The sequence below is a fragment of the Streptomyces sp. AJS327 genome, assembly GCF_013450295.1.
Taxonomy (GTDB): Bacteria; Actinomycetota; Actinomycetes; order Streptomycetales; family Streptomycetaceae; genus Streptomyces.
Genome location: NZ_SKBR01000001.1, coordinates 470151 through 489554, shown reverse-complemented (window position 1 = coordinate 489554; position 19404 = coordinate 470151). Strand labels below are relative to the sequence as shown.

The following is a 19404-nucleotide window of genomic DNA, read 5'->3' as shown; positions in this document are numbered from 1 at the left end:
GACCTCGCACCCCCCGACCCCGACCGGCGCCCCGCCGCAACCGGGCTCCGCTCAGCCGCGCAGCAGCTCCTCGATCTCGTACGGCTCCGGCATCGCGGCGGAGCAGGCCAGCCGCGAGGCGACCAGCGCGCCCGCCGCGTTGGCGTACCGCAGGGTGTACTCCAGCTCCCAGCCCGCCAGCAGCCCGTGGCAGAGCGCGCCGCCGAAGGCGTCCCCCGCGCCCAGTCCGTTCACCACCTCCACGGGGTGCGGCGGTACGGCGGCGCGCGTCCCGTCCCGGCGCAGCGCCAGCACCCCCTCCGGGCCGCGCTTGACCACGGCGAGTTCCACCCCGGCGGCCAGCAGCGCCTCGGCGCACGCCTCCGGCTCCCGTTCGCCGGTGGCGACCGCGCACTCCGCGACGTTGCCGACCGCCACCGTGGCGAACCGCAGAGCCGCCCGGTAGTGCCGCCGGGCCTCGGCGACCGCCCGCTCGGCCACCTCCCCCGCGTCCGCCACCGGCGCACCCCTCCCGCCACCGCCGCCGGTCCCACCGCCCGGACCGTCCGCCGCACCGCCGTCCGGGCCGCCCGCCACAGCGGCGTCCGTCCCGCCGTCCGTCCGGCCGCTTCCCTCGCCGGTGGCGGGGGTCCCGTCGGGACCGGGCTCCGCGCGTTCCCAGAACATCGGCCGCCAGTCGAGGTCGAACACGGTGGCCACCCGTCCGGTCGCCGTGGCGGCGGTGTCCGAACGGTGCGCGAGCGCGGCGAGGGTGGCGCTCCGGCTGGGCTGGGCGCAGAGGCCGGTGCCGGTCATCCAGAGGACGCGGGCGTCACCGAGTGCCGCGAAGTCCAGCTCCCGGGTGCGGATCTCCAGGTCGGGCGCCTTCGGCTCGCGGTAGAAGTACAGCGGAAAGTCGTCCGGGGGGAAGACCTCACAGAAGGTGACGGGCGTCGGGTAGCGCGGTACGGGGGTGACCCACCGGTCAGCTACGCCGAAGCCGCGCAGCGCCTCGCGCACGTACTCCCCGAAGGGGTCCTGCCCGGTCCGGCTCACCAGCGCGGCGGACCGCCCCAACCGCGCGGCGGCGACGGCGACGTTGGTGGGCGAGCCCCCCAGGAACTTCTGGAAGGTCTCGACGCGGGCCAGGCCCACCCCCGTCTGGAGGGGGTAGAGGTCCACCCCGGACCGGCCCATGGTGATGACCTCGAACGGCTCTGTCATGACTGCCCCTTCGTCGATACCGGTGGCCGCCCCGCCCACCGGACCAGCGCGGAGCGGACCGGCCCAGCCGCGTCCAGGTTGCCGTACCCGGCGCCCCGTTCCCACCGCGCACTCCCCCGGCGCGATCCCCACCGCACCGGATGACGTGGACGCCACGCGGCCGCCGGGCGGGCGCCCCTCGACGCCGGCGCCCGACGCTGACGACACTGGGAGACGACCCACCCACGGCAGCACAGCACCCACGGCGACACCGGCGGCGGCAACGACACCACCTGCACCAGCGGCACGAGCAGCAGCACCGGCGGAGAACCAACGACGATGGCCCGGACGTTCACACGGAGCGCCCGGGCGGACGGCGGACTGGAACACCGGGAGGCGGCCCACCGGCGGTCGCGGACCGCGGGCGCCGAGCGCGACCAGCACCCATCCACGCCCACGAGAGGACGCGCAATGACGAGCCCATCCGGCCCGCCCACCTCCCCCAACTCCCCCGGTCCGTCCGGCACATCCAGCCCGTCCGGCACATCCGGTCCGTCCGGGCGTATCCGCGTTGGCTCGGCGCCGGACTCGTGGGGCGTCTGGTTCCCGGACGACCCCCACCAGGTGCCCTGGCAGCGTTTCCTGGACGAGGTCGCCGCCGCTGGCTACGAGTGGATCGAGCTGGGGCCCTACGGCTACCTGCCCACCGACCCGGCGCGGCTGACGGACGAGGTGCGGGCCCGCGACCTCAGCGTCTCGGCCGGGACGGTCTTCACCTCGCTGCACCGCGGCCCCGCCGTGTGGGACGCGACCTGGGAGCACGTCAGCCGGGTCGCGGCGCTCACCCAGGCGATGGGCGCCGCGCACCTGGTGGTCATCCCGTCGTTCTGGCGGGACGACCGGACGGCCGAGCTGATCGAACCGTCCGAACTCACCGACGCGCAGTGGGCGGAGCTGACCGGCGGCACGGAGCGGCTGGCACACCGCGTGCGGGAGGAGTACGGGCTGGAGCTGGTGGTGCACCCGCACGCCGACACCCACATCGACACCGAGGAGCACGTCACCCGCTTCCTGGAGGAGACCGACCGCGACCTGGTGCGGCTCTGCCTGGACACCGGGCACTACGCCTACTGCGGCGGGGACAGCGTCCAGCTGCTCCGTACCTACGGCGAGCGGATCGGCTACCTCCACCTCAAGCAGGTCGATCCGGACGTCCTCGCGGAGGTGGTGCGGAACGGGACGCCCTTCGGACCGGCCGTGGCCCAGGGCGTGATGTGCGAACCCCCGCGCGGGGTACCGGCGTTGGAGCCGGTGCTGGACGCCGCGCGGGAGCTGGACGTCGACCTGTTCGCCATCGTCGAGCAGGACATGTACCCCTGCGACCCGGACCAGCCGCTGCCGATCGCCACCCGCACCCGGCGGCTGCTGCGCTCCTGCGGCGCCTGACCCGGCCGCCGCGCACCCCGGCCGCGCCCCCGGCATCGGGTTCCGTTCCCGGCCGGGGGCCACAACTTCGCCACGGTCGTAACAGCGCGTAACAGAAGCGGACCGGAGAGAACCGGAACCCCGAGGGTGCCCGTCTTCGCCGGTGTCAGCACGGAGCCTCGGGGGCCAACGGGGGTACGGGGACGTGCTGACGCGCAGACGGGCCGTCCGCCGGACCTTCCAACACCCGGCGGACGGCCCGGGTCCACCACGCCCCCAGCGCACCCCGCCCCCGCTCGCCACCCTCCCGTCACCCGGTGGCCCCATCCGCCGCACCCCACCGCCCCACCGCCCCACCGCTCCGGCAGTCCGGCGGTGCGGCAGTCCGGGGCAAGGGTCACCGTTCGGCGGATTCCCCATCACAGCCGTACAACGGCCACACCCCACAGCGCTCCGCCCCTCGTTCACCGAGTGAGGTTGACTGATCAACAGTCGCCCCGGTGGGAGGTGCCAGGAGATGACCGACGGTGAGCTGTGGTCGTATCGGGAGATCGCCGCGCACATTCGCGTCCGCCCGGACACCGTGCGCTCGTACCGGAAGCACGGACTGCTGCCGCCGCCCGATCTCACCGAGGGCGGCAGGCCCTACTGGCACGCGGACACCATCCGGCACTGGGTCACCCGCCGCCCCGGCTACGGCCGGGAGCACTGACCCCGGCCACCGCGCCCCGGACCGGCGGACACCCCGGCCACCGGGCACCCCCGACCACCGGGCACCCCCGCCGACGCACGCCCCGTCCGCGCCGCACGACCGGTACCCGGCGGGCCGCGAGGGACGCCGAGCGCACCCCGGGGATGACGCATACCCTTGGGGGGTATAAAATCGGACGCGGAACCCCCGGGGTACCCGGCTCCGCCCGGTGCACCCCGGTCACCGTGCCAGCAGAACCGACAGCGAGGGCGGAGCGGCAGCCCCGGCCACGACCACACATGTGAGGAAGAACCCATGAGCACCGTCACCACCACCTACAAGGTCACCGGGATGAGCTGCGGCCACTGCGAGACCGCCATCTCCCAGGAGGTCTCCGAGATCGACGGCGTCTCCTCGGTGAAGGCCGTGGCGTCCGCCGGGGAGGTCACCATCGTCACGGCGGGCGAGCCCGACGACGCGGCGGTCGGCGCGGCGATCGACGAGGCGGGGTACGAGCTGGCCGGACGCGTCTGAGCCAGCGCCGCGGCACAGGCGCCCCACCTCCGGGCACCGCCACCGCGCGCCCCAGCCAGCACCGCGCGAGCCAAGCGGAGCCGCATACTCCAAGTCGAGTGTGCGGCTCCACTTGTGTGTGCCCGGAGGGGCCGGAGGGCCGGAACGTGGAGCGGGTGGACGACCGGGGGACGGTCGAGAGGCGCCCACCGAGGGCACCCACCGAAGGGCGACCGCGGACACACGAAAGGCGCCCCGCCGGTGAGGTCCCCCCACGGGCCCTACGGCGGGGCGCTTTCGTCTCCCGGCGACTGGATTCCCCCCACGGGATCCAAGCCGGGCGTTCATCGACGGCGCGGCGTACGGAAGGGCCGCTCAGCGCTCCCGTACCGCACGCACCGCTGCTGCCGCCCCCCACTCCCAACGGTGGGCCGGCAGATGGCTACGGCTCCGCCGGGAGGCCGCCGCCACCCGGTTAGACACACAGCCCCCCGAGATGGTTACCCCCCAAAGTCTGTGACTTACATCTCCCCCACATTCCCGCACAACCGGAGGGCCCCGATCCGAGTGGATCGGGGCCCTCCGTATGTGGGGTGGCCGTCCGCGACCCCGGAGTCACCGGGGCGCGACGCCGGTTCGCCGACCGGCCGGCGGTGTGTCCTGCCCGGTCGGCGGCGTGCTCAGCGAGCCTCGACGGGCACGTACTCACGCTCGACGACGCCGGTGTAGACCTGCCGCGGACGACCGATCCGGGAACCCGGCTCCTTGATCATCTCGTGCCACTGGGCGATCCAGCCCGGCAGTCGGCCCAGCGCGAAGAGCACGGTGAACATGCTGTTCGGGAAGCCCATCGCGCGGTAGATCAGGCCGGTGTAGAAGTCCACGTTCGGGTAGAGCTTGCGCTCGACGAAGTAGTCGTCGCTGAGCGCGTGCTCCTCCAGCCGCAGGGCGATCTCCAGCAGTTCGTCACTCTTGCCGAGCGAGGAGAGCACGTCGTGCGCCGCCGTCTTGATGATCTGCGCCCGCGGGTCGAAGCTCTTGTAGACCCGGTGGCCGAAGCCCATCAGCTTGACGCCGTCCTCCTTGTTCTTCACCTTGCGGATGAAGGAGTCGACGTCCCCGCCGGACGCCTGGATGCTCTGGAGCATCTCCAGCACGCTCTGGTTGGCGCCGCCGTGCAGGGGGCCCCACAGCGCGTTGATGCCCGCCGAGATCGAGGCGAACATGTTCGCCTGCGAGGAGCCCACCAGCCGGACGGTGGAGGTGGAGCAGTTCTGCTCGTGGTCGGCGTGCAGGATCAGGAGCTTGTCGAGGGCGGAGACGACGGTCGGGTCCAGCTCGTACTCGGCAGCCGGGACGGAGAAGGTCATCCGGAGGAAGTTCTCGACGTAGCCGAGGTCGTTGCTCGGGTAGACCACCGGGTGGCCGATCGCCTTCTTGTAGGCGTAGGCGGCGATGGTCGGCAGCTTCGCCAGCAGGCGGATCGTCGAGAGGTGGCGCTGCTCCTCGTCGAACGGGTTGTGGCTGTCCTGGTAGAAGGTCGACAGCGCGCTGACCACGGAGGACAGCATCGCCATCGGGTGGGCGTCGCGCGGGAAGCCGTCGTAGAAGCGCTTGACGTCCTCGTGCAGCAGGGTGTGCTGGGTGATCTCGTTCTTGAAGTGCGCCAGCTGGTCGATGGTGGGCAGCTCACCGTTGATCAGCAGGTACGCCGTCTCCAGGAAGGAGCCACGCTCGGCCAGCTGCTCGATCGGGTAGCCGCGGTAGCGCAGGATGCCCCGCTCACCGTCGAGATAGGTGATGGCCGACTTGTACGCGGCGGTGTTGCCATAGCCCGAGTCCAGGGTCACCAGACCGGTCTCGGCACGCAGCTTCCCGATGTCGACCCCGCGGTCACCAACGGTGCTCTCCACGACCGGGTAGCTGTACTCGCCGTCCCCGTACCGCAGTACTACAGACTTGTCGGAGTTGTCGCTCACGTCATCCCTCACCGACGTAGTGCCTCTTCTTCGAGGTGCCCTGACTCTCCCCACTGTCCCCCATGAACTGCTGTGCGGTGCACTCGGGGTCAGCCAAAGGGCTCTTTCATGGCACGGAGTGCCGTCCTAGGAACATCCTGCACCCTCCAGCTTCACCGGTCACCCCCTCGGCCGCGCGCTGAGGCGGCGGAGTCGCGCAGCCGGTGGTCGAGCGCCGTGCCGCGCCGCCCCGCCGAGACACTGCGCACCGCCTGGCCGAGCGCCCTGCGCGAGCCGACCAGCACCACCAGGCGCTTCGCCCGGGTGACGGCGGTATAGAGCAGATTGCGCTGGAGCATCATCCAGGCTCCGGTGGTGACCGGAATCACCACCGCCGGGTACTCGCTGCCCTGCGAGCGGTGGATGGTGACCGCGTAGGCGTGGGCCAGCTCGTCCAGCTCGTCGAAGTCGTAGGCCACCTCCTCGTCCTCGTCGGTGCGGACGGTGAGGGTCTGCTCCTCCTGGCTGAGCGCCGTGACCACGCCGACCGTCCCGTTGAAGACGCCGTTCGCGCCCTTCTCGTAGTTGTTGCGGATCTGGGTGACCTTGTCGCCCACCCGGAAGATCCGGCCGCCGAAGCGCTTCTCGGGCAGGTCCGGACGGGCCGGGGTGACCGCCTGCTGGAGCAGGCCGTTCAGTGTGCCCGCGCCCGCCGGGCCACGGTGCATCGGGGCGAGCACCTGCACGTCCCGGCGTGGGTCCAGGCCGAACTTGGCGGGGACGCGGCGGGCGGCGACGTCGACCGTCAACCGCCCGGCCTCCTCGGTGTCCTCCTCGGGGAAGAGGAAGAAGTCCGGCAGCCCCTGGGTGACGGGCGGGGTACCGGAGTTGATGCGGTGCGCGTTGGTCACCACACCCGACTGCTGGGCCTGCCGGAAGATCCGCCGCAGCCGGACGGCGGGGATCGGCCCCCGCTCGTCGAGCAGGTCCCGCAGCACCTCCCCGGCGCCCACCGAGGGGAGTTGGTCCACGTCGCCCACCAGCAGCAGGTGGGCGCCCGGCGCCACCGCCTTGACCAGCTTGTTGGCGAGCAGCAGGTCGAGCATCGACGCCTCGTCGACCACCACCAGGTCGGCGTCGAGCGGCCGGTCCCGGTCGTACGCGGCGTCCCCGCCGGGGCGCAGCTCCAGCAGCCGGTGCACGGTGGACGCCTCGGCACCGGTCAGCTCGGCCAACCGCTTGGCGGCCCGGCCGGTGGGCGCCGCCAGCACCACCTTCGCGCGCTTGGCGCGGGCCAGTTCCACCACCGAGCGGACGGTGAAGGACTTGCCGCAGCCCGGGCCGCCGGTCAGCACCGCGACCCTGGAGGTGAGCGCCAGCCGGACGGCCTCCTCCTGCTCGGGCGCGAGTTCGGCGCCGGTGCGAGTGGCGAGCCAGCCGAGCGCCGCCGTCCAGTCCACGTCGTGGAAGTGCGGGATGCGGTCATCCGGGGCCTCCAGGAGCCGGAGGAGCTGGGCGGCGAGGGAGAGTTCCGCGCGGTGGAAGGGGACGAGGTAGACGGCGGTAATCCGGTCGGCGCCCTCCGGGTCGCCCTCGGCGGCCGGGTCGGGGACCCGCTCGCGCACCACGCCCTCCTCCTCGGCCGCCAGTTCGTCCAGGCACTCGATGACGAGTCCGGTGTCGACCTGGAGCAGCTTCACCGCGTCCGAGATGAGCCGCTCCTCGGGGAGGTAACAGTGGCCCTGGTCGGTGGACTGGGAGAGGGCGTACTGGAGTCCGGCCTTGACCCGGTCCGGGCTGTCGTGCGGGATGCCGACGGCCTGGGCGATCCGGTCGGCGGTGAGGAAGCCGATGCCCCACACGTCGGCCGCCAGCCGGTAGGGCTGGTTACGCACCACGGAGATGGAGGCGTCGCCGTACTTCTTGTAGATCCGCACGGCGATGGAGGTGGAGACGCCGACGCCCTGGAGAAAGACCATCACCTCCTTGATCGCCTTCTGTTCCTCCCAGGCCGCGGCGATCCGGCTGGTGCGCTTCGGGCCGAGGCCGGGCACCTCGATCAGCCGCCCGGCGTCCTCGTCGATCACGTCGAGGGTGGTGGTGCCGAAGTGGCTGACGATGCGGTCGGCGGTCTTCGGGCCGATCCCCTTGATCAGGCCGGAGCCGAGGTAGCGGCGGATGCCCTGCACGGTGGCGGGCAGCACCGTCGTGTAGTTCTCCACCGTGAACTGGCGGCCGTACTGCGGGTGGGAGCCCCACCGGCCCTCCATCCGCAGGGACTCACCGACCTGCGCGCCGAGCAGCGAGCCGACGACGGTGAGCAGTTCGCCGCCACCACCGCCGTCGACCCGGGCGACGGTGTAGCCGGTCTCGTCATTGGCGTAGGTGATGCGTTCGAGGACGCCCTCAAGCACCGCGGACTGGAAGGACATCCACCGACCGTATCTCCGCACAGTGACGGGCTGTCGACCGAACGCTCAACACTCGGGAACGCGCGTCCCGTTGGGCAGCGCCACCCGGTCACGATCTGGTGTCGGGCTCTTGCGCGAGCGCCCGGGGATCCCTTCCCATGTTCGATGTAATCGTTTCCATGCGCGTACGGCCCAACGGAGTTCCCCCGCGGCGATGGTCGGAATCAAGGATGTGGCAGCCCGCGCGGGAGTCTCCGTCGCGACGGTCTCCCGGGCGCTGAACGGACACCACGGCGTCCGGCCGGAGACCCGGGAACGTGTGCTGCGGGCGGTGACGGAGCTGGGCTACCGGCCCAACGCCGTGGCCCGCTCGCTCCGTACCGACCAGACCCGCACCGTGGGGCTCGTCATCGGGGACGTGCTCAACCCGTTCTTCACCGAACTGGCCCGCTCCGTCGAGGACACCGCGCGCCACCACGGCTACAGCGTGATCATCGGCAACGCCGACGAGCGCTCGGCGCTCCAGGACCACCACGTGCGCACCCTGCTCGACCGGCGCATCGACGGACTGCTGGTCTCCCCCACCGACGGCGGCCGGGACCTGGTGCGGGACGCGGCGCGCGCCGGGACCCCGATCGTCTTCGTGGACCGCTGGATACCGGGGATCGACTGCCCGGTGGTCCGCACCGACGGCCGCGCGGCCGTCCACGACCTGGTGTCCCACCTCTACGGGCTGGGGCACCGGCGGCTGGGCATCATCACCGGCCCCGCCACCACGACCACCAGCAACGAGCGCGTCGCCGCCTTCCGTTCGGCGCTGCACGCGCACGGGCTGCCGCTGCCCGCCGCGTACATCGGGCAGGGCGACTTCCAGACGGCCAGCGGACGGCGGGCGGCCGCCGGGTTCCTGCGGCTGTCCCGGCCGCCGGAGGCGGTCTTCGCCACGGACAACCTGATGGCGCTGGGCGTCATGGAGGAGCTGCGCTCGCGCGGGCTGCGGGTACCGGAGGACATGGCGCTGGCCGCCTTCGACGACATCCCCTGGTTCCTGCACACCGATCCGCCGATCACGGCCATCGCGCAGCCGACGGCCGAACTGGGACACCGCGCGGTGCAGTCCCTCATCGAACTCGCGGAGGGCCGGAGCGCGGACTCCGTCACGCTCTCCGCCCGTCTCATAGCGCGCCGCTCCTGCGGCGAAGAGGAAGGGAGCCGCCATTGACCACCGAGCACGCGCCCGGCGGACGTGAACTACTGCGCACCGAGGGCGTACGGAAGGCGTTTCCCGGGGTGGTCGCCCTGGACGGCGTCGACTTCGACCTGCGCTCCGGTGAGGTGCACGTCCTGCTCGGCGAGAACGGCGCGGGCAAGAGCACGCTGATCAAGGTGATGTCCGGCGCCTACCGCGCGGACGAGGGCCGGGTGCTGTACGAGGGCGCTCCGGTGCGCATCGACAGCGCGCAGACCGCCGAACGGCTCGGGATCGCCGCGATCCACCAGGAGTTCAACCTGGTGCCGCGGCTGTCCATCGCGGAGAACATCTATCTGGGCCGTCAGCCGCGCCGCTTCGGCATGGTCGACCGGCGCCGGATGGAGACGGACGCGGCGGAGCTGCTGGAGCGGGTCGGGGTGCGGGCCTCGCCCCGCACCCCGGTCGGTGAACTGGGCATCGCCGGGCGGCAGATGGTGGAGATCGCCAAGGCGCTGAGCCAGCGGGCCCGGGTCCTGATCATGGACGAGCCCACCGCGGTGCTCACCTCGCAGGAGGTGGACCGGCTGTTCGGCATCGTACGGCGGCTGCGCTCCGAAGGCGTGGGCATCGTCTTCATCACCCACCACCTGGAGGAGATCCCGGCGATCGGGGACCGGGTCACCGTGCTGCGGGACGGCCGCAGCGTGGGGCAGGTGCCCGCCACCACCGAACGGGACGAGCTGGTGCGGCTGATGGTCGGCCGCAGCATCGAGCAGCAGTACCCGCGCGACACCACCGCCGCGCGGCCCGGCGCCGAGACCCTGCTGCGGGTCTCCGGGCTGTCCCGCAAGGGCCAGTTCAGCGAGGTCGGCTTCGAACTCCGCGCCGGTGAGGTGCTGGGCGTGGCCGGGCTGGTGGGCTCCGGGCGGACGGAGGTGGCCCGCGCGGTCTTCGGCGTCGACCCGTACGACAGCGGGCGGGTGGAGGTGGCGGGCCAGCCGCTGCCCCGCCACGACGTGAACGCCGCGCTCGCGGCGGGCCTCGGTCTGGTGCCGGAGGACCGCAAGGGGCAGGGGCTGCTGCCGGACGCCTCGGTGCAGGACAACCTGGGCCTGGTGGCGATGCGTTCGGCGACCCGCGCCGGGTTCGTCGACCGCGGGCGGCAGCGGAAGGACGCCGCCCGGGTGGCGCAGCGGATGGCCGTGCGGATGGCGGGTCTGCACCAGCGGGCGCGCACCCTCTCCGGCGGCAACCAGCAGAAGGTCGTGATCGGCAAGTGGCTGCTGGCCGAGAGCCGGGTGCTGATCCTGGACGAGCCCACGCGGGGCATCGACATCGGCGCCAAGGTCGAGATCTACCAGCTGATCAACGAGCTGACGGCCGCCGGCCACGCCGTCCTGATGATCTCCAGTGACCTTCCCGAGGTCCTGGGCATGAGCGACCGGATCCTGGTGATGTCCCAGGGCCGGGTCGCGGGCGAACTCACCGCGCGGGACGCCACCCAGGACGCGGTGATGGCACTGGCCGTCGGCTCGGCGGCGCCCGGCGCGGGCGCGTACGCGGCGGGCGGCACCCGAGAGACCGGAACGAGCACTATGGAGGGCACACACCGTGGCCACTGACACCCAACCGGGCCACCGGCTGAGCAGCAAGGGACCCGGCGGCGGCCGTAGCGAGGGCGGGCAGCCGGGCGTCCTGCGGCGGGTCCTGCTGGACAACGGCGCGCTCACCGCGCTGGTCCTGATGATCGCGGCGATGACGGTGCTCTCGGACAACTTCTTCAGCACCCAGAACCTCACCAACATCGCGATCCAGGCGTCGGTCACCGCGATCCTGGCGTTCGGCGTCACCTTCGTCATCGTCTCCGGCGGTATCGACCTGTCCGTCGGTTCGGTGGCCGCCTTCTCCGCGATCATGCTCGGCTACCTCAGCACCGAGCAGGGGCTCCCGGTTCCGGTGGCGATCGCCCTCGCCATCGCCACGGGCACGGCGTGCGGGCTGGTGAACGGGATGCTCATCAGCTACGGCAAACTGCCGCCGTTCATCGCGACGTTGGCGATGCTCTCGATAGCGCGCGGTATGGCGCTGGTGGTGTCGCAGGGTGAACCGATCCTCTACCCCGACGTGTTCGCCGACATCGACGAGAAGATCTCGGTGATCGTGATGGCCGGGATGGGGCTCATCACCGCGATCGTGCTGGCCCGTACCTACAGCGGCCGTTCGATGTACGCGATCGGCGGCAACGAGGAGGCGGCGCGGCTCTCCGGCATCCGGGTCCCCCGCCAGAAGCTCGTCATCTACGCGCTGTGCGGCGGGTTCGCGGCCGTCGCCGGGATCGTGATGGCCTCCCGGCTCGCCTCGGCGCAGCCGGACGCGGCGGTGGGGTACGAACTCGACGCCATCGCGGCGGTGGTGATCGGCGGGGCCAGTCTGGCGGGTGGTGTCGGCAAGGCGTCCTGGACCCTGATCGGCGCGTTGATCCTGGCGGTACTGCGGAACGCGCTGAACCTGCTTGAAGTGTCCACATTTTGGCAGCAGGTTGTTATCGGAGCGGTGATCGCTCTCGCGGTTCTGCTCGATACACTGCGTCGCCGCGCCTGAGTTTCCGTCCCGCCGGGAGCCCCATGAACCGGCGGGGGTGGGCCGGGTGTTCAGCGCGCTCATCTCAACCGCCGCCAACCGCAAGGACAAACGCAGTATGAGCAAGAGACACAGCACGTCAGCCGTGGTGACCGTCGCAGCCCTCGCGCTTCTCACCAGCGCCTGCGGGACCGCCAACGACGGGGAGTCCACCGAGGGCGGCAAGGGCAAGGTCAAGATGGGCATGGCGCTGTCCGCGCTGAACCCGTTCTTCGTCCAGTTCAAGAAGGGCGCCGAGGAGGAGGCGAAGGCCCACGGGGTCTCGCTGAACATCCAGAACGCCCGGGACGACGCCTCCGAGCAGACCAACCAGGTGCAGAACCTGACGGCGCAGGACATCAAGGCGCTGATCATCAACCCGGTGGACTCGAAGGCGGCCGTTCCCTCGGTCAAGTCCGCGAAGAACGCGGACATACCCGTCGTCGCGGCCGACCGGTCGATCGACAGCCCCGACGTGAAGACCACCGTCGCCTCGGACAACGTGGGCGGTGGCAAGCTGGCCGCCAAGCAGATGGCCGACATGCTCGACGGCAAGGGCAAGATCATCGTGCTGCGCGGGCAGACCGGTACCTCGGCCTCCCGCGAGCGCGGCAAGGGCTTCGAGGAGGGGATCAAGAAGTTCCCGGGGATCAAGGTCGCGGCGAAGCAGCCCGCGGACTTCCTCCGTGACAAGGGGATGGACGTCACCACCAACCTGCTCCAGTCGCACCCGGACATCGACGGGGTCTTCGCCGAGAACGACGAGATGGCACTCGGCGCGGTGAAGGCCCTCCGGGGACGGGCGGGTAACGATGTCAAGGTCATCGGCTTCGACGGCACCCCCGAGGCCATCAAGGCCGTCAAGAAGGGGTCGATGAGCTGCACGATCGCACAGCAGCCCGACGAGCTGGGCAAGATGTCGGTCCGCAACGCGATGCGCATCGTCGAGGACGAGAGTGTCGACAAGAACATCAAGGTGCCGGTCAAGGCCGTGCACCAGAAGAACGTCGACGACTTCTCCTGATCCCACCCCGGCCCGGGCGGCCCACCGGCCCCACGGGCCTGGCACGGCCCCGGTGAGGACCCGCCCCGAGCGGGACACCCACCGGGGCCGTGTGCGTCCGCGCCCGGGCGGAGGCGGCACACCGCGCCGAGGGGCGAGTGGCCCTCCGGGCACGGGAAACCCGGGACGCGCGGGAAACACCGGGTACACGAGAGACAGGCCGGGACAGGCCGGGAGACAGGCGGGGTCCGGCTCCGCCCACCGCGGAACCGGACCCCGCACCCCCCGCCGGAGCCACACCCCCCGGAACCCCCGGGAACTCCAAACCCCCCGGAGTTCCCGATCCCCCGGTTCCACTGGTCGTCCGGCACCCGCTACGACAGCCGCACCCCACCGGGGGTTGTACGCCCCGGCCGACTTTCTCCGGCACATCCACCCCAGCCCGCACCCCGGCCGTCCTCCGTCCCGCACCCGGCCATCACCCCGGCGGCGGGCGGGTGCGGGACGGGGGACGGGGGACGGCGAACGAGGCGTCCCGGGCACCGGGGCGCGGGACGACGCGGACCGGGTGGCGGGGTGCGGTGTCACCCCGGAGCGAACCGGGCGTAGCGTTCGGCGGTCTCGGCCACCACCCGGGCACCGTCCCGGGCCCAGAGCCGCTCGTTGAAGATCTCCACCTCGACGGGGCCGGTGTAGCCAGCGGCCCGGGTCCACTCCAGGAAGCCGCGCAGGTCGACGCAGCCGTCGCCCAGCTGGCCCCGGCCGAGCAGCACGCCCTCGGGCAACGGGGTGATCCAGTCCGCGAGTTGGACGAGCGCGATGCGGTCCTCCGCGCCCGCCTCGGCGAGTTGGCCGGGCACCCGCTCGTCCCACCACAGGTGGTAGGTGTCCACCACCACGCCCACCCGGCGGGCCGGGAAGTCCCGGGCCAGGTCGAGCGCCTGGCCGAGGGTGGAGACCACGCAGCGGTCGGAGGCGAACATCGGGTGCAGTGGCTCGATCGCCAGCCGGACGCCCCGCTCCGCGGCGTACGGGACGAGTTCGGCCAGCGCCCGCCGGACGCGTTCCCGGGCCCCGGCCAAGTCCCGGCTGCCCGGGGGGAGTCCGCCGGAGACCAGGGCCAGCGTGCCGGTGCCCAGCGCCACCGCCTCGTCGATGGCGGCCCGGTTGTCCGCCAGGGCCACCGCCCGCGCGGCCGGGTCCGAGTCGGTGAGGAAGCCGCCCCGGCAGAGGGAGGTCACCCGCAGCCCGGCGTCCCGCACCAGCCGGGCCGCTTCCTGGAGGCCGTACGCCCGCACCGGCTCGCGCCACAGGCCCACCCCGTTGATGCCCGACTCGCGGCAGACCGCGACGAGTTCGGGGAGAGAGAGCTGCTCGACGGTGCGCTGGTTGATGGAGAGCCGGTTCACCGGGCGGACTCCCCGGCCGTGTCGTCCAGCTCCTCCGGGACGGTGCGGCGCTGGCCGTCCGCCGAGGAGGCCAGGGCGAGTTCGGCCAGCCGGACGCCCCGGGCCCCGGAGAACAGGTCCCACGGGCAGGGCTCGCCGCGCGCGGCGAGCCGCAGGAACGCCTCCCACTGGGCGAGGAAGCCGTTGTCGAACTCCCCGTTGTCCGGCACCTCCTGCCACTGGTCGCGGAAGGACTCGGTGAGCGGCAGGTCCGGGTTCCACACCGGCCGGGGCGTGGTGGCCCGGTGCTGGATCCGGCAGCGGCGCAGCCCGGCGACCGCCGAGCCCTCGACGCCGTCCACCTGGAACTCGACCAGTTCGTCCCGGTGTACCCGCACCGCCCAGGAGGAGTTCAGCTGGGCGACCAACGGCCCGTGTGGGCCGTCCACTTCGAGGATTCCGTAGGCGGCGTCGTCGGCCGTCGCCGGGTAGTGCGCGCCCTGTTCGTCCCAGCGGTCGGGCAGGTGGGTGGCGGCCAGCGCCCACACCGAACGCACCTGGCCGAAGAGGCCACTGAGCACGTACTCCCAGTGCGGGAACATGTCGGCGACGATGCCGCCGCCGTCCTCCGCGCGGTAGTTCCACGAGGGCCGCTGGGCCTCCTGCCAGTCGCCCTCGAAGACCCAGTAGCCGAACTCGCCGCGCACCGAGAGGATTCGGCCGAAGAAGCCGGCGTCCACCAGCCGTTTGAGCTTCCGCAGCCCCGGCAGGAACAGCTTGTCCTGCACGATGCCGTGCGTCACCCCGGCCGCCTCCGCGAGCCGGGCCAGTTCCAGCGCGCCCTCGGAGGTGGTGGCCGAGGGCTTCTCCACGTAGACGTGCTTGCCCGCGGCGATGGCCTTACGGACCGACTCCTCTCGGGCGGAGGTGAGTTGGGCGTCGAAGTACACCTGGACGCGGTCGTCGGCCAGCACCGCGTCGAGGTCGGTGGAGACCGCCGAGGGGTCCAGTCCGTACCGTTCGGCCAGCGCCCTCAGCGCCTCGGGCCTGCGCCCCACCAGCACCGGTTCCGGCCACAGCACCCGGCCGTCGTCCAGGGGCACGCCGCCCCGCTCGCGCAGGGCCAGGATCGACCGCACGAGGTGCTGGCGGTGGCCCATCCGCCCGGTCACCCCGTTCATCGCGATCCGGATCGTCTCGCGTTCCATCAGCCCGCTTCCTCTCCCCATCAGCCGTCGCCCACCGCGACAGTAAGCGCTTACTGTCCGGGTAACCTAGCCGGGCCGGACACGGCCGAACAAGGCGCCGAACCACGCCCGTTCGCGGACGGCACACCCGCGTGACCGCGAACGCCGGTGCGGGGGCGGCACGGTGGGACCGGGCCCGGCGAACAGGGCCGGGCGGGACGGGCGATACCCGACCGGGCTGGGCAGGCAGGGGCGGAGCGGGTCCGAACGGCGGGGAACGGCCCCCGCCGGGGCCGAGCGCGGCGGTGACGGAGGGCGCGATGGCAGTGACACTGGCGGAGGTGGCGGCGCGGGCCGGGGTGTCCACCGCCACCGTCTCCCGGGTACTGAACGGCAACTACCCGGTGGCGGAGGGGACTCGGGAGCGGGTGTTGCGCGCCGTCGCCGAGCTGGAGTACGTCGTCAACGGCCCGGCGAGCGCGCTCGCGAACGCCTCCTCCGACCTGGTGGGCATCCTCGTCAACGACCTCGCGGACCCGTTCTTCGGCATCATGGCCGCCGCCGCGCAGCGCGCGATAGGCGACCCCGGTCCGTCCGCGCGGCACGGCGGCCCCGGCCCCCGGAAGCTCGCGGTCGTCTGCGGCACCGAGGGCTCCCCCGAACAGGAGCTGGACTGCCTGACGTTGCTGCGCCGGCAGCGCGCCGCCGCGGTCATCCTCACCGGCGGGACGGTGGACAGCGCCGTGCACAGCGCCGCGCTCGCCGAACGGCTCCGCCGGATGGCGGCGGACGGCACCCGCGTCGTGCTGTGCGGCAGGCCCCCGCTCCCCCCGGCGGGCGCCGAGGGCGGCCGGGACCGTGGTGTGAAGGGCCCGGAGGGGCCGGGCGGCACCGGATCCGGCGTCGTCACCCTGGAGTTCGACAACCGGGGCGGCGCCCAGGCGCTCACCGAGCACCTACTGGAGCTGGGGCACCGCCGGATCGGCTACCTCGCGGGGCCGGAGGGGCGCACCACCACCCGGCACCGGCTGGAGGGCCACCTGCGCGCGCTGCACGGCGGCCGGGGACGGCCCGGGGACCTGCCGCCGCCCGTGGCGCACTGCGGGTACGACCGGGCTTCCGGCTACCAGGGGGCCCGCGAACTGCTCGGCGCCGCCCCGGGGTTGACGGCCATCGCCGCCGCCAACGACGCGGTCGCGCTGGGTGCCCGCGCGGCCCTGCGGGAACGCGGTCTGCGGGTGCCGGAGGACGTCTCGGTGGCCGGGTTCGACGACCTCCCGTTCAGCGCCGACGCCGCGCTGACCACCGTCCGGCTGCCGCTGCGGGAGGTCGGCGGCTGGGCGGGACGGCTGGCCGTGGGCCACCAACTCCCCCCGGAGGGCGGCGTCTCGACCGTCCGGGCGGAGCTGGTCGTCCGGGACACCACCGCGCCACCGCCCTCCACCCCACCCACCGTGGTGGCTTGGGCTGACGGCTGACCAACCTCCTGACGCTGACTACCAGTTGAGGGCTGGACGCGCGGGGCCGTGCGTGTCCGGGCCCGTCCCGTCGGCGTCCGGTCGTGGAGCGGAGCGCCACGGAGCCGCGATCCCGGCGCTGACGTGCGACAGCCGCCCGGCGGACACCGCCGCGTCACGAATCGGGCGCGTCCGGAGGTCGATCCGGCAGCGGTGCCGTCCCGGGCTTGTGGTCGGGGGCACGGTCTGCTCGGCTGACCCCATGCGACTCGCCTTCTCTACCCTCGGTGTTCCCGGTATGCCCGTTCCCGAGGTGGTCCGCCTCGCCGCCGACGGCGGCTTCGCCGGGGTGGAGCTTCGGGCCCACCCGGAAGAGCCCGTCCACCCGGGGCTCAGCCTGACCCAACGCGTCGACGTGGTGGAGGCGTTCAAGGACGCCGGAGTCGCCGTGCTCTGCGTCGCGGGGTACGCGCGGATGGCCGCCCCCGGCGCCGACGAGCCCGTCCTCGCGGAGACCCGGGCCCTGCTGGAGCTGGCCCGCGACCTCGGCGCCCCCTACGTGCGGGTCTTCCCCGGCGGCGGCGACCCGGCGGAGCCCGGGGCGCCCGGCCTGGCGGAGAGCGACGCGACGGCGGTGCGCCGCCTCTCGCTCGCGGCGCCGCTCGCCGCCGACCTCGGCGTCCGGCTGCTGCTGGAGACGCACGACTCGCACCGCTCCGGGGTCGACGCGGCGCGGGTGCTCGGCGCGGTGCGCCACCCCTCGGCCGGTGCGCTGTGGGACGTGCTGCACACCTGGCGGGCCGGGGAGTCGCCGGAGGCGAGCCTGGACGTGCTCGCCCCGCACCTGGGCTACGTCCAGGTCAAGGACGTCGGCTCGGCGGAGGACCTGACCCCGCTCGCGCCCGGGGACGGCGTACTGCCGCTGGCCGAGGTGCTGTCGGCGCTGGCTGGCCGGGGGCTGGGGGACGGCTGGGTCTGCTGGGAGTACGAGCGGCGCTGGTTCCCCGAGACGCCCGCGCTGCCCGAGCTGCTGCCCGGCGTCCGGCGGCGGCTGCGCGGCCTGCTGGAGACGCCCGCCGGAACCTGAGGCGGCGCACCGGCACCGGTTGACGGGCCCGGACACGGGCACGGGGTGACGGGCCGGGGCGGCGGGAGCGTACGTCGTGGGGGCGGCGGCGGAAACACCCGGCCGGGGAACGCGCGGATCGTGCGTGAGCGGGTCCCGGACCGGGCGCGGACCGGGCGCGCCAGAACGCGGTCATCCTCGGCCGAGACCGGTCAATTCCCGTCACGCTGTGGGCACTTCCCGTCGGTTCCGGGACGTGGGAGCCCGCGCCGTGCTCGGCTCGCCCCATTGACGTATGGCGCGCGGACGCGTCCGGCAGCACGCTGGGACGCGCACGGGCAGCCGGTACCGGGACGGCCGGAGGGTCGAAGATGGGAATCCGCGAGTCACCCACCCCGGCCACGGGGCGGGCGCGGTCGCCCCACCCGGCGGGGTGGACGGCGCGAGGGAGACGGACGGCGGCGGGCACCCTGGTCGCGCTGGCCGTACTCACCACCCCCGCCTGCACCGAGGTCACCCCCGGAGCCGAACAGGACGGCCTGATGGGCGACAGCACGCCCTCCTCGTCCGCCGTCCCCTCCGCACACCACGGTCCCGGCCTGCTGCGGCGCGGCGAGTGCGCCACCCGGCCGCCGTCCCGGGGCGCGGACGCCGCCGGCTCGGGCGTGACCGAGGTGCGCTGCGCCAGCGAGCGGGCCTTCGCCCGGGTCACCGTCCGGCACGAGGGCCGGACGAAGGGCGGCCCGAACTGCCCGGCCCGCACGGACTTCGTGCTGCACATCAACGAGCACCGCCCGGACGTCGACGAGGACGGGGACGGCGGCGTCCCTCTCGGCTACGCCTGTATGCGCCAGCTGGACGGCCCACATCCGGGCGACCCGGGCGCGGGCGGGGGGCCGAACACCATCAGCGGCGACTGTGTGTACACCACCTCGGGCCGCCGCGAGGTCAAGGAGACGCCCTGCGCCGGTGAGGGGGCGCGGGAGCCCGCCTACCGGGTCTTCCGGGTGGTGGAAGGCCGCGCCGACTGCCCGGAGTCCACGGCGCTCTTCGTCGACGTGGGCGGCGACCGCCCGGTGGGCTGTGCCCGCCGTCACTGACCAAGTACCGCCGCGTGGCGGGCCGTTGGCCGCGCAGCCCCACAACAGCGGGTCGCGAGCGGGCCGGAGCGGCTGTCGCGGGCGGCACTGTGCGCCCGGCCCGGGGGGGCGGTCGGCGGCGGAACCTGCCGCGTGACACCGGGAGTTCGCGGGGTTCGCGGGCGTCCCGGAGTCACCGTTCACCCGGGGTGCGCCGGGACGGGCACACGGGT

13 protein-coding genes and 1 pseudogene are annotated in these 19404 nt (G+C 73.2%); 9 read left to right on the top strand and 5 right to left on the bottom strand.

The genetic code is table 11. The features are described 5' to 3' along the window. Positions 1 to 51: 51 nt before the first annotated feature. Positions 52 to 1203 (bottom strand): 5-dehydro-2-deoxygluconokinase, encoded by a 1152-nt coding sequence (gene iolC / locus E0L36_RS01885; protein ID WP_180927099.1) that lies wholly within the window; start codon positions 1201 to 1203, stop codon positions 52 to 54. A 450-nt stretch (positions 1204 to 1653) separates the two neighbouring features. On the opposite strand from iolC, the gene E0L36_RS01880 reads away from it, so the two are divergent. From E0L36_RS01880 to E0L36_RS01870, 3 genes are all read left to right on the top strand, one after another. Next, positions 1654 to 2628 carry a sugar phosphate isomerase/epimerase gene (locus E0L36_RS01880; RefSeq protein ID WP_180927098.1) on the top strand — a complete coding sequence of 325 codons (975 nt, stop codon included), beginning with the start codon at positions 1654 to 1656 and terminating at the stop codon, positions 2626 to 2628. A 496-nt stretch (positions 2629 to 3124) separates the two neighbouring features. Next, on the top strand, positions 3125 to 3319 hold the full coding sequence (locus E0L36_RS01875) for a MerR family DNA-binding transcriptional regulator (protein ID WP_180927097.1): 195 nt from the start codon (positions 3125 to 3127) through the stop codon (positions 3317 to 3319). 294 nt (positions 3320 to 3613) lie between these two features. Continuing rightward, the gene (locus tag E0L36_RS01870) at positions 3614 to 3832 is read left to right on the top strand and encodes a heavy-metal-associated domain-containing protein (RefSeq protein ID WP_180927096.1); all 219 of its coding nucleotides are present in this window, start codon (positions 3614 to 3616) and stop codon (positions 3830 to 3832) included. A gap of 659 nt (positions 3833 to 4491) precedes the next feature. Here E0L36_RS01870 and E0L36_RS01865 read toward each other — a convergent pair. After that, entirely contained in the window at positions 4492 to 5802 is a 1311-nt protein-coding gene (locus E0L36_RS01865) for a citrate synthase (RefSeq protein ID WP_180927095.1), read from the bottom strand. Between the two features lie 140 nt (positions 5803 to 5942). Next, complete coding sequence (locus E0L36_RS01860; RefSeq protein WP_180927094.1) at positions 5943 to 8201, bottom strand: ATP-dependent RecD-like DNA helicase; 2259 nt, start codon at positions 8199 to 8201, stop codon at positions 5943 to 5945. 193 nt (positions 8202 to 8394) lie between these two features. On the opposite strand from E0L36_RS01860, the gene E0L36_RS01855 reads away from it, so the two are divergent. From E0L36_RS01855 to E0L36_RS27320, 3 genes and pseudogenes are all read left to right on the top strand, one after another. Next, positions 8395 to 9402 carry a LacI family DNA-binding transcriptional regulator gene (locus E0L36_RS01855; RefSeq protein WP_180927093.1) on the top strand — a complete coding sequence of 336 codons (1008 nt, stop codon included), beginning with the start codon at positions 8395 to 8397 and terminating at the stop codon, positions 9400 to 9402. Further along, complete coding sequence (locus tag E0L36_RS01850; RefSeq protein ID WP_180927092.1) at positions 9399 to 10994, top strand: sugar ABC transporter ATP-binding protein; 1596 nt, start codon at positions 9399 to 9401, stop codon at positions 10992 to 10994. Before E0L36_RS01855 ends, E0L36_RS01850 begins: the two co-directional genes overlap by 4 nt. Further along, positions 10984 to 13015: pseudogene (locus tag E0L36_RS27320) on the top strand (substrate-binding domain-containing protein). Before E0L36_RS01850 ends, E0L36_RS27320 begins: the two are co-directional and overlap by 11 nt. 563 nt (positions 13016 to 13578) lie before the next feature. Here the strand turns inward: E0L36_RS27320 and E0L36_RS01835 are convergent. Together E0L36_RS01835 and E0L36_RS01830 are read right to left on the bottom strand one after the other, a co-directional pair. Next, on the bottom strand, positions 13579 to 14403 hold the full coding sequence (locus E0L36_RS01835) for a sugar phosphate isomerase/epimerase (RefSeq protein WP_180927089.1): 825 nt from the start codon (positions 14401 to 14403) through the stop codon (positions 13579 to 13581). Further along, positions 14400 to 15590 (bottom strand): Gfo/Idh/MocA family protein, encoded by a 1191-nt coding sequence (locus E0L36_RS01830; protein WP_180927088.1) that lies wholly within the window; start codon positions 15588 to 15590, stop codon positions 14400 to 14402. Before E0L36_RS01830 ends, E0L36_RS01835 begins: the two co-directional genes overlap by 4 nt. Positions 15591 to 15889: 299 nt before the next feature. On the opposite strand from E0L36_RS01830, the gene E0L36_RS01825 reads away from it, so the two are divergent. From E0L36_RS01825 to E0L36_RS01815, 3 genes are all read left to right on the top strand, one after another. Next, the gene (locus tag E0L36_RS01825) at positions 15890 to 17047 is read left to right on the top strand and encodes a LacI family DNA-binding transcriptional regulator (RefSeq protein ID WP_180927087.1); all 1158 of its coding nucleotides are present in this window, start codon (positions 15890 to 15892) and stop codon (positions 17045 to 17047) included. Between the two features lie 241 nt (positions 17048 to 17288). Further along, entirely contained in the window at positions 17289 to 18113 is an 825-nt protein-coding gene (locus E0L36_RS01820) for a sugar phosphate isomerase/epimerase (protein WP_180927086.1), read from the top strand. Positions 18114 to 18463: 350 nt separating this feature from the next. Next, positions 18464 to 19192 carry a hypothetical protein gene (locus E0L36_RS01815; RefSeq protein ID WP_258015864.1) on the top strand — a complete coding sequence of 243 codons (729 nt, stop codon included), beginning with the start codon at positions 18464 to 18466 and terminating at the stop codon, positions 19190 to 19192. Positions 19193 to 19404 lie beyond the last annotated feature (212 nt).

Coding starts and splice junctions, on each gene's coding strand:
- E0L36_RS01875 (WP_180927097.1), top strand. CDS start 3,125: ATGACCGACGGTGAGCTGTGGTCGTATCGGGAGATCGCCGCGCACATT.
- E0L36_RS01830 (WP_180927088.1), bottom strand. CDS start 15,590: ATGGAACGCGAGACGATCCGGATCGCGATGAACGGGGTGACCGGGCGG.
- E0L36_RS01825 (WP_180927087.1), top strand. CDS start 15,890: ATGGCAGTGACACTGGCGGAGGTGGCGGCGCGGGCCGGGGTGTCCACC.
- E0L36_RS01870 (WP_180927096.1), top strand. CDS start 3,614: ATGAGCACCGTCACCACCACCTACAAGGTCACCGGGATGAGCTGCGGC.
- iolC (WP_180927099.1), bottom strand. CDS start 1,203: ATGACAGAGCCGTTCGAGGTCATCACCATGGGCCGGTCCGGGGTGGAC.
- E0L36_RS01815 (WP_258015864.1), top strand. CDS start 18,464: ATGGGAATCCGCGAGTCACCCACCCCGGCCACGGGGCGGGCGCGGTCG.
- E0L36_RS01860 (WP_180927094.1), bottom strand. CDS start 8,201: ATGTCCTTCCAGTCCGCGGTGCTTGAGGGCGTCCTCGAACGCATCACC.
- E0L36_RS01820 (WP_180927086.1), top strand. CDS start 17,289: ATGCGACTCGCCTTCTCTACCCTCGGTGTTCCCGGTATGCCCGTTCCC.
- E0L36_RS01880 (WP_180927098.1), top strand. CDS start 1,654: ATGACGAGCCCATCCGGCCCGCCCACCTCCCCCAACTCCCCCGGTCCG.
- E0L36_RS01855 (WP_180927093.1), top strand. CDS start 8,395: ATGGTCGGAATCAAGGATGTGGCAGCCCGCGCGGGAGTCTCCGTCGCG.